Genomic DNA, 12,169 nt, shown 5'->3' on the forward strand with positions numbered 1-12,169 from the left:
ATGTGGAGTCGCAGAGACAACCAGGAGGCGCGGACCAGCCCAGCCAGCCGGTGACGGCCACCAGGTCGCCGGGCTGGGCGCCGGCCCGGGTGACGGGCTCGTGGTTGCGCAGATCGCCGAGCGCGGTGATCGACACCATGATGGTGTCGCCGCGTACGACGTCCCCGCCGACCACGGAGGCGCCGGCGACCTGGCACTCGTCGCGCAGGCCGTCCATCAGCTCGGTGGGCCAGGTGACCGGCAGTTCGGCGGGGACGACCAGGCCGAGCAGCAGCGCGGTGGGCACGGCGCCCATCGCGGCGATGTCGGCGAGGTTCTGCGCGGCGGCCTTGCGGCCCACGTCGTAGGCGGTGGACCAGTCGCGGCGGAAGTGCCGGCCCTCCAGGAGGATGTCGGTGCTCGCCACCACCCGGCGGTCGGGTGCGGCGACCACCGCGGCGTCGTCGCCGGGGCCGACCCGGACCGCCGGAGTACTGGTGAGACGGGAGGTGAGCTCCCTGATGAGCCCGAACTCCCCGAGCTCACCAACAGTGCCCTTCATGTCCCTTGCTCCCCTTCTCTCCATGCCGTGCCCGGTCGCGCGTCTTCAGTGTCCCCGATACGGTCGAGGTGTCCGTCGTCGCGGTCGCCCCGGCCGCCGACGCGGTCGTGGTGACCGTCCGTACGGTCCGGGTGACCGTCAACGTCCGCCGTGCCCGCGCATCGCCGCGCAAGCCCGCATCCCGGAGGTCTCCCCGCGGGGCGCGGCGACGCGATACCGTGGCGTTCCTTTTCCCCACATGATCCTCGTGGCCGCCCTGGAGGTTCCGTGGTACAGGCGTACATCCTGATCCAGACGGAGGTCGGCAAGGCGTCGACCGTCGCCGAGACGATCAGCAAGCTCCCTGGAGTGATCCAGGCCGAGGACGTGACGGGTCCGTACGACGTGATCGTGCGCGCCCAGGCCGACACGGTCGACGAACTCGGCCGCATGGTGGTCGCGAAGGTCCAGCAAGTGGACGGCATCACGCGCACCCTGACCTGCCCGGTCGTGCATCTGTAGCCCCCGTCTACGCTTGGCCGGTGAACATCTTCCGTCACCGGCCCCTCGGCCTGCTCGCAGTGGCCCTGCTCGTCGCGGCCGCCGGCTGCTCCGCGGCGGACGACGGCGGCACCGTGGCGGTGCCCACCCCGGACGCGCGGACCGCCCCGCTCTGCCGGGACCTGGACAAGGCGCTGCCACGGAAGGTGGACGGGCGGACCCGCCGGGACCCGGAGCCCCCGTCCGCCTACACGGCGGCCTGGGGAAGCCCGGCGATCATACTGCGCTGCGGCATCCCCCGGCCGCCCAAGATGGTCGATCCGAAGGTGGCCCTCGGGCAGGATCCGGACGCGATCGCGGGCGGGGTCGACGGCGTCGACTGGCTGATGGAGAAGCAGGACGACGGGACGTGGCGGTTCACCACGTCCGAGCGCCGGGCGTATGTGCAGGTGACCTTGCCGAAGCAGCTGTCCGGGCCGGACCACGGCGCGCAGGTGCTGAAGGACCTGGCGGCGGCCGTGAAGAAGGCGATCCCCGAGGGGATCGCCTCCATGCGGCACTGATCCGGTCGCGGGCTCAGCGCAGTCCGGTCGGGCGGCGCAGCGCCGCCTCCACCAGGCGGTCGATCAGCTCCGGGTAGCTCACGCCCGTCGCCTGCCACATCTGCGGGTACATCGAGATCGGCGTGAAACCGGGCATGGTGTTGATCTCGTTGATCACGAACTCGCCGTCCTCGGTGAGGAAGAAGTCCGCGCGGACCAGGCCCTCGCAGGAGGTCGCCTCGAACGCCTCGACCGCGAGCCGCCGCACCTCGGCGGTCTGCTCCTCGGTGAGCGGGGCCGGGACGACACCGGGCGTGGAGTCGATGTACTTGGCCTCGAAGTCGTAGTACGCGTGCGCGTCCGGCGGCGGGATCTCGGCCGGGACGGAGGCGCGCGGGCCGTCCTCGAACTCCAGGACGCCGCACTCGATCTCGCGGCCCCGTACGGCGGCCTCGACCAGGATCTTCGGGTCGTGGCGCTGCGCCTCGGCGATGGCCTCGTCCAGCCCGGCCAGGCCGTCGACCTTGGTGATGCCGATGGAGGAGCCCGCGCGCGCCGGCTTCACGAACAGCGGCCAGCCGTGCTCGCCGGCGAAGTCGACGATCCGCTTGCGGGCGGCGGACTCGTCCCGGGCCCACTCGCGGGGGCGGATCACCAGGTACGGGCCGACCTCGAGCCCGTAGGAGGCGAGGACCCGCTTCATGTACTCCTTGTCCTGGCCGACGGCCGAGGCGAGCACGCCCGAGCCGACGTAGGGCACCCCGGACAGCTCCAGCAGGCCCTGGAGGGTGCCGTCCTCGCCGTAGGGGCCGTGCAGCACCGGGAAGACCACGTCGACCTCGCCGAGCGCCTTGGGCACGGAACCGGGCTCGCTGTAGACGACCTCGCGGCTGGTGGGGTCGACGGGGAGCACCACGCCGCCCTCGTGCTCCTCCGCGAGGTCGGCGACCTCGGGGGTGCGGCGGTCGGCGATGGCCATCCGCTCCGGTTCGTCGGCGGTGAGCACCCAACGGCCCTCCCGCGTGATGCCGATCGGCAGGACGTCGTACTTCGTCCGGTCGATGGCCTTGAGGACCGCGCCGGCGGTGACCGCGGAGATCCCGTGTTCGGAGCTGCGCCCGCCGAACACGACGGCCACGCGCGGCTTGCGCGCCGGCTGCTCGGGGCTCTGGGGAAGGTTCTCGGTGCTCATAACGCGTCGAGCGTACCTGTAGGTAGTCGGCAAGTCAGCGCGCGCTCCCGGGCCGTCGCTCAGCGTCGCACGGATGGTCGCGGAGCGTCGCGGACGGCCCGGCGGGGGCGCGCGGGAGCCGGGTTTCAGCGCCGTTCCGGCTTGGCGCTGCGCGCCATCAGCTCCTTGAGCGCGGCGACCGGCGACTTGCCCTCGTGCACGATCTCCACGACCGTCTCGGTGATGGGCATGTCGACACCGTGCCGGCGGGCCAGATCCAGCACGGACTCGCAGGACTTGACGCCCTCGGCGGTCTGCTTGGTGACGGCGATGGTCTCCTGGAGGGTCATGCCCTTGCCGAGGTTGGTGCCGAAGGTGTGGTTGCGGGACAGCGGCGAGGAGCAGGTCGCCACCAGGTCGCCCAGGCCCGCGAGCCCGGAGAAGGTCAGCGGGTCGGCGCCCATCGCCAGGCCGAGCCGGGTGGTCTCGGCGAGGCCGCGGGTGATGAGCGAGCCCTTGGCGTTGTCGCCGAGTCCCATGCCGTCGGCGATGCCGACCGCGAGCCCGATGACGTTCTTGACCGCGCCGGCGAGTTCGCAGCCGACCACGTCGGTGTTGGTGTACGGCCGGAAGTACGGCGTGTGGCAGGCGGCCTGGAGCCGCTGGGCGACCCGCTCGTCGGTGCAGGCCACGACAGCGAGGGCGGGCATCCGGGCGGCGATCTCGCGGGCCAGGTTGGGTCCGGTGACGACCGCGATCCGGTCGGCGCCGACCTTGGCGACGTCCTCGACGACCTCGCTCATCCGCATGGTGGAGCCGAGTTCGACGCCCTTCATCAGGGAGACGAGGACGGTGTCCGGCGCCAGCAACGGGGACCAGTCGGCGAGGTTCTCGCGCAGCGTCTGGGAGGGGATGGCGAGCACCGTGAAGTCCGCGCCGGCGAGCGCCTCGGCGGCGTCGGCGGTGGCGCGCAGGTTCTCCGGGAGTTCCACGCCGGGCAGGTAGTCGGGGTTGGTCCGGGTGGAGTTGACCGCCTCGGCCAGCCGGGGCCGGCGGGCCCACAGGGTCACGTCACAGCCGGCGTCGGCGAGCACCATGCCGAACGCGGTGCCCCAGGAACCGGTACCCATGACGGCCGCCCGCACAGGCTCGCTCACTTGGTCTGCCCTTCCGTCTGCCTGCCCCGCGCCTGCGCCTGCGCCTGGGTGCGGCGCCGCTGTTCGATCCGCTCGCGGCGCGGGTCGTACGGCGTCTCGGGCGCCTTCTCGCCGCGGATCTCCTCCAGCAGCCGGGTGATGGCCGCCATGATGACCTCGGTGGCCTCCTTCAGCACGTCCGGGGTCATCTCCTTGCCGTAGAAACGGGAGAGGTCCACGGGCGGGCCGGCCAGGACGTGGTGCGTCTTGCGCGGGAAGAGGTTGGGCTTCTTGGCGTACGGCGGCAGCAGTTCGTTGGCGCCCCACTGGGCGACCGGGATGACCGGGCACCTGGTCTGCAGGGCGACCCGGGCGGCGCCGGTCTTGCCGGTCATGGGCCAGCCGTCCGGGTCGCGGGTGAGGGTGCCCTCGGGGTAGAAGGCGACGCACTCGCCGCGTTCGACGGCGTCGATGGCGGCCCGGAAAGCGCTGAGCGCGTCCGTGGACTCGCGGTACACGGGGATCTGTCCGGTACCGCGCATGGCGGCGCCCACCAACCCCTTCTTGAAAAGGCCGCTCTTCGCCAGGAATCGCGGAACCCGTCCGGTGTTGTACTGATAGTGCGCGTATGCGAAGGGGTCCACGTGGGAATTGTGGTTCACCACGGTGATAAATCCGCCCTCGGCCGGAATGTGCTCCATTCCACGCCAGTCCCGCTTGATCAGAACCACCAGCGGCGGTTTGCAGATCACCGCGGCGAAGCGGTACCAGAAGCCGATTCTGCGGCGGGGCACAAGGACACCTTCCTCTAGGACTGCCACCCCGGCGGGGGTCGCACAAGTGTGGCCCCGGGCCGCCGGTCTGTCGAGAACACCGTACGCCCGCCCGTCACCCGCCCCCGCCCTTGCAACGAGCTCCGCGCCCCTCCCCGATCCCCGGGCGCCTCGGAGCCCGGGTGACAATGGACGGGACGAGGGAGGGACGGTACGCCGGTGCAGTGGACCTTGGTCATCCCGCTGAAGCCCCTGGCCCGGGCCAAGAGCAGGCTCGCGGACACCGCCGGTGACGGGGTACGCCCGGGGCTGGCGCTGGCGTTCGCGCAGGACACGGTGGTCGCCGCGCTGGCCTGCGCGGAGGTGCCGGATGTGGCGGTCGTCACGGACGACGAGCTGGCCGGCCGGGAACTCGCGGCGCTCGGCCACCGGCCAGAACGCGCAGGGCGCGTTGTACCAGGTGTTGTTCCAGGCCATCACCGGCGCCTTCGCGTGCGCCGCCCAGGTGTCCGCCCGCCACCGGTTCCAGTCGCGCGGCCAGGGGGCGTCACGGCACTGCACCGCCGTGTAGACGCTGTAGCCGTTGTCGCCCTCGGCGTCCACGGCGGCGAGGGCGGCGTACGCGGCCAGCAGCGGCCCGGTGTCCCCCCGGCGCGCGTAGGCCGCGAACGCCTCGGCGAGGCGGGGCCAGTAGCCGTCCGAGGACCGCCCCGCTGAAGCCGCGCCGCCCGAACAGCCGCATGTCCAGCAGCGGCACCGGCATGGTCAGCTGGCGGCGGACGAAGCCGTACAGCGCCGCCGCGCCGAGCAGGCCGGCGCCGAGGGCCGGCCAGGAGAAGCCGTGCGCCGCCGCCTCCTTGACCGCGTAGACGAGGCCGATCATGCCGGCCAGCGACAGCAGGACGCTGCTCAGGTCCCACGGGCCGGGGTGCGGGTTGCGGGACTCGGGCAGGGTGCGGATGCCGACCAGCACCAGGACGGCCATCACCGGCAGGTTGATCAGGAAGACCGAGCCCCACCAGAAGTGTTCCAGGAGGAATCCGCCGGCGATCGGGCCGACGGCCATGCCGGCGGAGGCGGTGGCGCCCCAGATGCCGACGGCCAGGCTGCGTTCGCGCGGGTCGTGGAAGATGTTGCGGATCAGGGCCAGGGTGGCGGGCATCAGGGTCGCGCCCGCGACGCCGAGCAGCGCCCGGGCCAGGATCATCAGCTCGGGCGTGGTGGCGTAGGCGTTGAGCACGGACAGCGCGCCGAACGCGGTGGCGCCGACGAGCAGGATCCGCTTGCGGCCGATGCGGTCGCCGAGGCTGCCCATGGAGACGAGCAGACCGGCGATGACGAAGGAGTAGACGTCGCCGATCCACAGCAGCTGGGTGCCGGAGGGGTGGAGGTCTTCGCTGATGTAGGGGGTCGCCAGGCCGAGGACGGTGGCGTCGACGGCCACCAGCAGCACGGCCAGGACGAGGACGGACAGCGCCAGCCAGCGGCCCGGGCGCTTCACCGCCTCGGTCGTCCGGTCCGGCCGCAGGGTGCTGGTCATGGTTCCTCTCTTCGCAGAGCGCCGCCGAGCAGCAGCTCGGCGATCATGGTCGGGAAGTCCCGGGAGGCCACCCGGCCGTCCAGGGTGGCCCAGGCGCACGAGGCGATGAGCCCGTACAGCGCCTCGGTGAGCCAGACCGGGCTGAGGTCGATGCGGAATTCGCCGGCGCGCTGACCGCGCTGGAACAGGGCGCCGATCCGGGCGTCCAGGCGCTGCCAGCCCTCGTTCAGCCCGTCGCCCTCCCACAGCTGGTTCTCGCCGTAGAGGAACGACAGCAGTCCGGCGGCCGGCTGGATCTCGCGGACCAGCCGGCGGACGGCCTCGGCCGCGGGGCCTTCTTCCGGCCGGGCGCGGTCCAGCGCGCCCTCGCACTCGGCGATGCCGAGCTGTTCCAGCGCCCTGACGAGCGCGTCGCGGCCGGCGAAGTGGCGGTGCAGCGTGGCCCGGCTGATCCCGGCGGCCTTGGCGACCTCGTCCATGGTCGCGGTGGATTTGCGGGTCAGCAGGGCGGCTGCGCTGCGCAGCACCTGGTCACGGTCGATGGCCATGAGACAAGGGTAGCCCAGATGAGACATTGATGTCTCATTCTGGGCACGCGTGACTCACTTCCCCAGCTCGCAGGGGGTGTACGTCAGTGCCAGGGCAGCTGTCGGCGCCGCTCCCAGTAGGCGTGCGGGTGCTCCCGCAGCGTGGCGAGCCGGGCCTGCTGGTCCGGGTCCAGGTCGACGGCGGGGGCGCGCAGGTTGGACAGCAGCTGCTCGACGGTCGCGGCACCGGAGAGGACCACGCCCGCCCAGGGCCGGCGCAGGATCCAGCCGAGGGCGACCGCGTCGCAGCCGAGCCCGGTGGCGGCGGCCACGGCCTCGAGGGCGTCCGGGGCGTGCGGTCCGGCCAGCCGGCCGTTCGCCATGCCCTCCTTGACGATCACGGTGAGGCCGGCGTCGTGCGCCTCGGCGAGGGCGGGACCGGCCGAGGTCTCCAGGAGGTTGTACGTCGACTGGACGGTACGGAAGAGGGGCTCGCCGCCGACCGTGACGGCGAGGGCCGCGCGGATGGTGTCGGCCTGCGCGGGACCGCTGGTGGAGAAGCCGACGGTGACGCCCCGGGCGGCGGCCTCCGCCAGCCGGGCGTGCAGCTCCCTGTCGGTCAGGGCCGGGCTGTCCGGGGTCACCGAGTGGATCTGGTAGAGGTCGAGCCGGTCGCCGAGCAGGGCGTCGGTCTCGGCGCGCTGCCGGTCGTAGGCGGCGAGGCTGTGGTCCTTGACCTCGTGCGTGTCCGCGTCCGCCGACCAGCCGGCGGTGTAGGTGTAGCCCCATTTGCTGCCGACGACCACGTCGTCGATGCCGGGGTGGGCCGCCAGCCAGTCCGCGAGGAACTCCTCGGAGCGGCCGTAGGAGCGGGCGGCGTCGACGTAGCGGACGCCCCGGGCGTAGGCGGCGTCGAGGAGCGCGTGGGTCCGGGTGCGCAGTGCTGCGACGCCGCGGTCCTCTCCGAGGTCCGCGTCGCGGCGGAGGTTGATGTAGCCGGGGCGGCCCACCGCGGCGAGGCCGAGGCCGATGCGGCAGGTGGGGGTGGTCGCTGTCGCGAGGCGGGCGAAGGACATCGCGGGGTCCGTTCGGTCGTCGGCACCGGTGGGTCTGCGACCAACCTAACCCGCGATGGCCTTCGTGCCGGCGGTACGGCCCGGGGCCGTCCTCAGCCCTTCTTCTTCGCGTCCGCCCACGCGTGCTGACGTGCCACGTCCGCCTTCACCTCGGCCAGCTGGACGGCCACCGCGCTCGGGGCCGTGCCACCGCGGGCGCTGCGGGAGGCGAGGGCGCCGGGGACGCTCAGGACCGTGCGGACCTCGGGGGTGAGGTGCGGGGAGATCTTCGCGAACTGCTCGTCCGTGAGGTCGTCCAGCTCCTTGCCCTCGGCCTCGGCGGCCTTGACGCACTCCCCCGCGACCTCGTGCGCCACCCGGAACGGCACGCCCTGCCTGACCAGCCACTCGGCGATGTCGGTGGCCAGCGAGAAGCCGGCCGGGGCCAGCTCCTCCATGCGCTCGCGGTGCACGGTGAGCGTGGCGATCATGCCGGTGAAGGCGGGGAGCAGCACCTCCAGCTGGTCGCAGGAGTCGAAGACGGGCTCCTTGTCCTCCTGGAGGTCGCGGTTGTAGGCGAGGGGCAGGGCCTTGAGGGTCGCCAGCAGGCCGGTGAGGTTGCCGATCAGCCGGCCGGACTTGCCGCGGGCCAGTTCGGCGATGTCCGGGTTCTTCTTCTGCGGCATGATCGACGAGCCGGTGGAGAAGGCGTCGTGCAGGGTCACGAAGGAGAACTCCTTCGTGTTCCAGATGATGATCTCCTCGGCGATCCGGGAGAGGTTCACGCCGATCATCGCGGTGATGAAGGCGAACTCCGCGACGAAGTCACGGGAGGCGGTGCCGTCGATGGAGTTGCCGGCGCTGCCGTGCTCGAAGCCGAGGTCCCGGGCGACCGCCTCCGGGTCCAGGCCCAGGGAGGAGCCGGCGAGGGCGCCGGAGCCGTACGGCGACACGGCTGTCCGCTCGTCCCACTGGCGCAGCCGCTCGGCGTCCCGGGACAGGGACTGGACGTGGGCGAGGACGTGGTGGGCGAAGAGCACCGGCTGGGCGTGCTGGAGGTGGGTGCGGCCGGGCATCGCGACGTCCGGGTGGGCCTCGGCGAGCGAGATCAGGGCGTCCTGGAGGTCGGCGATCAGGCCGCCGATGATCCGGGCGTGGTCGCGCAGGTACATCCGGAAGAGGGTGGCGACCTGGTCGTTGCGGGACCGGCCGGCGCGCAGCTTGCCGCCGAGGTCCGGGCCGAGACGCTCGAGCAGGCCGCGCTCCAGGGCGGTGTGCACGTCCTCGTCGGCGATGGTGCCCACGAAGGCGCCCGACGCCACGTCCGCCTCGAGCCGGTCGAGGCCGGCCAGCATCCGGGTCAGCTCGTCCTCGGTGAGCAGCCCCGCCTGGTGCAGCACGCGCGCGTGGGCACGCGAGCCGGCGATGTCGTAGGGCGCGAGCCGCCAGTCGAAGTGGACGGACGCGGACAGCTTCGCCAGGGCCTCGGCGGGTCCGTCGGCGAAACGGCCGCCCCAGAGCCGTACGTCACCGCTGTTGCTGCTCACTTGCGTTGCTCCTCGAAGCTCGTGATGTGCCACCGCCTCCCACGCTTCCAGGCGGGGAGGCGGCTGTCGGGCTGATGCGGGGGGAGGTGACCCTCGTGCGTTACGCCAGGTCCCGCTTGGCGGCGATCTTCGACGACAGGCTGTAGATGTCGATGAAGCCCTTGGCCGCCGACTGGTCGAAGGTGTCGCCCGTGTCGTAGGTGGCGAGGTCGAAGTCGTACAGCGACTCCTGGGAGCGCCGGCCGGTGACGACCGCGCGGCCGCCGTGCAGGGTCATCCGGATGTCGCCGGAGACGTGCTGGTTGGCCTCGTCGATGAAGCCGTCCAGGGCGCGCTTGAGCGGGGAGAACCACTGGCCGTCGTAGACCAGTTCGCCCCAGCGCTGCTCGACCTGGCGCTTGAACCGGGCGAGTTCGCGCTCGACGGTGACGTTCTCCAGCTCCTGGTGGGCGGTGATCAGGGCGATCGCGCCCGGAGCCTCGTACACCTCGCGGGACTTGATGCCGACCAGGCGGTCCTCGACCATGTCGATCCGGCCGATGCCCTGGGCGCCGGCGCGCTCGTTGAGCTGCTGGATGGCCTGCAGGACGGTGACGGGCTTGCCGTCGATGGCGACCGGGACGCCCTCCTTGAAGGTGATGATCACCTCGTCGGCCTCGCGGGGGGCGGCCGGGTTGGAGGTGTACTCGTAGATGTCCTCGATCGGGGCGTTCCAGATGTCCTCCAGGAAGCCCGTCTCGACGGCGCGTCCGAAGACGTTCTGGTCGATGGAGTACGGGGACTTCTTGGTGGTGGCGATCGGGAGCTGCTTGGCCTCGCAGAAGGCGATCGCCTTGTCCCGGGTCATCGCGTAGTCGCGGACCGGGGCGATGCACTTCAGGTCGGGGGCGAGGGCGACGATGCCGGCCTCGAAGCGGACCTGGTCGTTGCCCTTGCCGGTGCAGCCGTGGGCGACCGTGGTGGCGCCGTGCTTCTTGGCGGCGGCGACCAGGTGCTTGACGATGGTCGGCCGGGACAGGGCGGAGACCAGCGGGTAGCGGTCCATGTACAGGGCGTTGGCCTTGATCGCCGGGAGGCAGTACTCGTCGGCGAACTCGTCCTTGGCGTCCGCGACCTCGGCCTCGACGGCACCGCACGCGAGGGCGCGCTTGCGGATGACGTCCAGGTCCTCGCCGCCCTGGCCGACGTCGACCGCAACGGCGATGACCTCGGCGCCCGTCTCCTCGGCGATCCAGCCGATGGCGACGGAGGTGTCCAGACCGCCCGAGTAGGCGAGTACGACGCGCTCGGTCACGGGAATCTCCTCACAGTGCATTCGCTGATATGCATGAGTATGCAGGGCTCTGCATGATTCGTCAATCAGCCTCGGGTGTGACAAATACTTAGACAGGCGAACGATTTTCGGCGATACTCGACGGACATGGGAAAGACCTACGAGCGCATAGACGGCAGACTGCGCGTCTTCATCGAGGAACAGCCGCTCTTCTTCACCGCGACCGCTCCGCTCTCCGGCGACGGCACGGTCAACCTCTCCCCCAAGGGGCTCAAGGGCTCCTTCGCGGTGCTGGACGAACGCACCGTGGCCTACCTGGACTTCGCCGGGTCCACCGCCGAGACCATCGCCCATCTGCGGGAGAACGGACGGATCACGCTGATGTGGTGCGCCTTCCAGGGCCCGCCCAACATCGTGCGGGTGCACGGCCGGGGCGAGCCCGTCTTCCGTGACGACCCGCGCTTCGCGGACCTCCTCGCCCGCTTCCCGGACATCGACCACACCGTGCACGGACTGCGCGCCGTCATCGTGGTGCACGCCGAGGTGATCCGCGACTCCTGCGGCTACGCCGTCCCCTTCATGGCGTACGAGGAGGACCGCGATCTGCACGCGAGGCGCTTCGCCCGCGAGGACGACTCCTCGCTGAGCGCGTACTTCACCAAGAAGGAGCACATCGCGACCAGCCTGGACGGACTGCCCGGGCTGCCGCTGCCGCTGCCGCCCTCTAGCGTCTGAGCCATGCGCCCCGGTGTGGTCCTCGCCCTCGTGTCCGTCTCCTGTCTCGCCCTGCTCGGCGCCGCCCCGGGCCGGGACCCGGCACCGCTGCCGGCCCGGATGGCGGACACCGGCGGCGGCTCCCAGCTGATCGTCGCCCAGGCCCCGGACACCGGGGCCACCGAGGGCACGGTCGGCTGGTGGGACCTCCAGGACGGCCGGTGGGTCCAGGCCGGATCCGCGCCGGCCCGCTTCGGCGCGGGCGGCCTGGTCGAGGGCACCACCCGGGAGCAGGGCACCGAGACGACCCCGACCGGCCTGTACGACCTCCCGTTCGGCTTCGGGACCGAGCCGGCGCCGGCCGGGACGAGCGTCGAGTACCGGGCGGTGCAGGACGGTTCCTGGTGGTGCCAGGACAACGACTCCCGCTCCTACAACCGCTGGGTGGACCCGCTGCCCGCCGACTGCCGCGCCACCGAGTCCGAGCACCTGGCCGACTACCGGGAGCAGTACGCGCACGCCCTGGTCATCGGCTTCAACTACGACCGGCCCGTGCGCGGACGCGGCGCCGGGATCTTCCTGCACGTCAACGGGCGCGGGGCGACGTCCGGTTGTGTCTCGGTGCCCAAGGACGCGATGGAGCGGATCCTGCGCTGGGCGGTACCGGACCGCGGGCCGCACATCGCGGTGGGGACCGAGGACGGGGCCACCGCCGTCACCCGCTACTGACACACCCCCGGGCGCGCCGCTGAACACCCGGCGCGCCCGGCACGTATCCGTGGGCCGAGGGCCGAGTCCCACGGAGGAACCGTGATCCTGCGAGGTCAGGTTCATGATCGTGTTGTAGACGAGGCAGGCGACCGAAAAGGT

The 12,169-nt window shown here is 71.9% G+C and carries 12 protein-coding genes and 2 pseudogenes; 5 read left to right on the forward strand and 9 right to left on the reverse strand.

Annotated elements, in window-relative coordinates; all coding sequences use genetic code 11:
* On the reverse strand, positions 1 to 541 hold a 541-nt coding region (locus H5J33_RS10660), incomplete at its 3' end, for an AIR synthase related protein (RefSeq protein WP_258564997.1).
* A gap of 267 nt (positions 542 to 808) precedes the next feature.
* Here H5J33_RS10660 and H5J33_RS10665 point away from each other — a divergent pair.
* Together H5J33_RS10665 and H5J33_RS10670 are read left to right on the forward strand one after the other, a co-directional pair.
* A complete protein-coding gene (locus H5J33_RS10665) occupies positions 809 to 1,042 on the forward strand; it encodes an Lrp/AsnC family transcriptional regulator (protein WP_030612688.1) in 234 nt (77 codons plus the stop codon).
* A gap of 20 nt (positions 1,043 to 1,062) precedes the next feature.
* On the forward strand, positions 1,063 to 1,584 hold the full coding sequence (locus H5J33_RS10670) for a DUF3515 domain-containing protein (protein WP_181794653.1): 522 nt from the start codon (positions 1,063 to 1,065) through the stop codon (positions 1,582 to 1,584).
* A gap of 13 nt (positions 1,585 to 1,597) precedes the next feature.
* Here H5J33_RS10670 and H5J33_RS10675 read toward each other — a convergent pair whose 3' ends face one another.
* From H5J33_RS10675 to H5J33_RS10685, 3 genes are all read right to left on the reverse strand, one after another.
* A complete protein-coding gene (locus H5J33_RS10675) occupies positions 1,598 to 2,755 on the reverse strand; it encodes a D-alanine--D-alanine ligase family protein (RefSeq protein WP_181794654.1) in 1,158 nt (385 codons plus the stop codon).
* 125 nt (positions 2,756 to 2,880) lie between these two features.
* Positions 2,881 to 3,891 carry an NAD(P)H-dependent glycerol-3-phosphate dehydrogenase gene (locus tag H5J33_RS10680; RefSeq protein WP_181794655.1) on the reverse strand — a complete coding sequence of 337 codons (1,011 nt, stop codon included), beginning with the start codon at positions 3,889 to 3,891 and terminating at the stop codon, positions 2,881 to 2,883.
* Complete coding sequence (locus H5J33_RS10685; RefSeq protein WP_030785219.1) at positions 3,888 to 4,664, reverse strand: 1-acyl-sn-glycerol-3-phosphate acyltransferase; 777 nt, start codon at positions 4,662 to 4,664, stop codon at positions 3,888 to 3,890. The genes H5J33_RS10680 and H5J33_RS10685 overlap by 4 nt, the downstream gene beginning before the upstream one ends.
* 198 nt (positions 4,665 to 4,862) lie before the next feature.
* On the opposite strand from H5J33_RS10685, the pseudogene H5J33_RS10690 reads away from it, so the two are divergent.
* Positions 4,863 to 5,075, forward strand: a pseudogene (locus H5J33_RS10690) (2-phospho-L-lactate guanylyltransferase); the annotation flags it as partial.
* 256 nt (positions 5,076 to 5,331) lie between these two features.
* On the opposite strand, the pseudogene H5J33_RS10695 reads toward H5J33_RS10690, so the two are convergent.
* The 5 genes and pseudogenes from H5J33_RS10695 to H5J33_RS10715 form a co-directional block, all read right to left on the reverse strand.
* Positions 5,332 to 6,183: pseudogene (locus H5J33_RS10695) on the reverse strand (MFS transporter); the annotation flags it as partial.
* Positions 6,180 to 6,731, reverse strand: a complete 552-nt coding sequence (locus tag H5J33_RS10700; protein WP_181794656.1) for a TetR/AcrR family transcriptional regulator — start codon at positions 6,729 to 6,731, stop codon at positions 6,180 to 6,182. The gene H5J33_RS10700 and the pseudogene H5J33_RS10695, both read right to left, overlap by 4 nt.
* An 83-nt stretch (positions 6,732 to 6,814) precedes the next feature.
* On the reverse strand, positions 6,815 to 7,786 hold the full coding sequence (locus H5J33_RS10705; RefSeq protein WP_181794657.1) for an aldo/keto reductase: 972 nt from the start codon (positions 7,784 to 7,786) through the stop codon (positions 6,815 to 6,817).
* Between the two features lie 92 nt (positions 7,787 to 7,878).
* The gene (argH, locus tag H5J33_RS10710; protein ID WP_181794658.1) at positions 7,879 to 9,312 is read right to left on the reverse strand and encodes an argininosuccinate lyase; all 1,434 of its coding nucleotides are present in this window, start codon (positions 9,310 to 9,312) and stop codon (positions 7,879 to 7,881) included.
* Positions 9,313 to 9,412: 100 nt separating this feature from the next.
* On the reverse strand, positions 9,413 to 10,606 hold the full coding sequence (locus tag H5J33_RS10715) for an argininosuccinate synthase (protein ID WP_181794659.1): 1,194 nt from the start codon (positions 10,604 to 10,606) through the stop codon (positions 9,413 to 9,415).
* Between the two features lie 126 nt (positions 10,607 to 10,732).
* Between H5J33_RS10715 and H5J33_RS10720 the strand changes: the two genes are divergently transcribed.
* Positions 10,733 to 11,320 (forward strand): pyridoxamine 5'-phosphate oxidase family protein, encoded by a 588-nt coding sequence (locus tag H5J33_RS10720; protein WP_181794660.1) that lies wholly within the window; start codon positions 10,733 to 10,735, stop codon positions 11,318 to 11,320.
* A 3-nt stretch (positions 11,321 to 11,323) separates the two neighbouring features.
* A complete protein-coding gene (locus H5J33_RS10725) occupies positions 11,324 to 12,028 on the forward strand; it encodes a L,D-transpeptidase (RefSeq protein WP_181794661.1) in 705 nt (234 codons plus the stop codon).
* Positions 12,029 to 12,169 lie beyond the last annotated feature (141 nt).

This window comes from Streptomyces sp. WELS2 (assembly GCF_013870595.1).
Classification (GTDB): Bacteria; Actinomycetota; Actinomycetes; order Streptomycetales; family Streptomycetaceae; genus Streptomyces.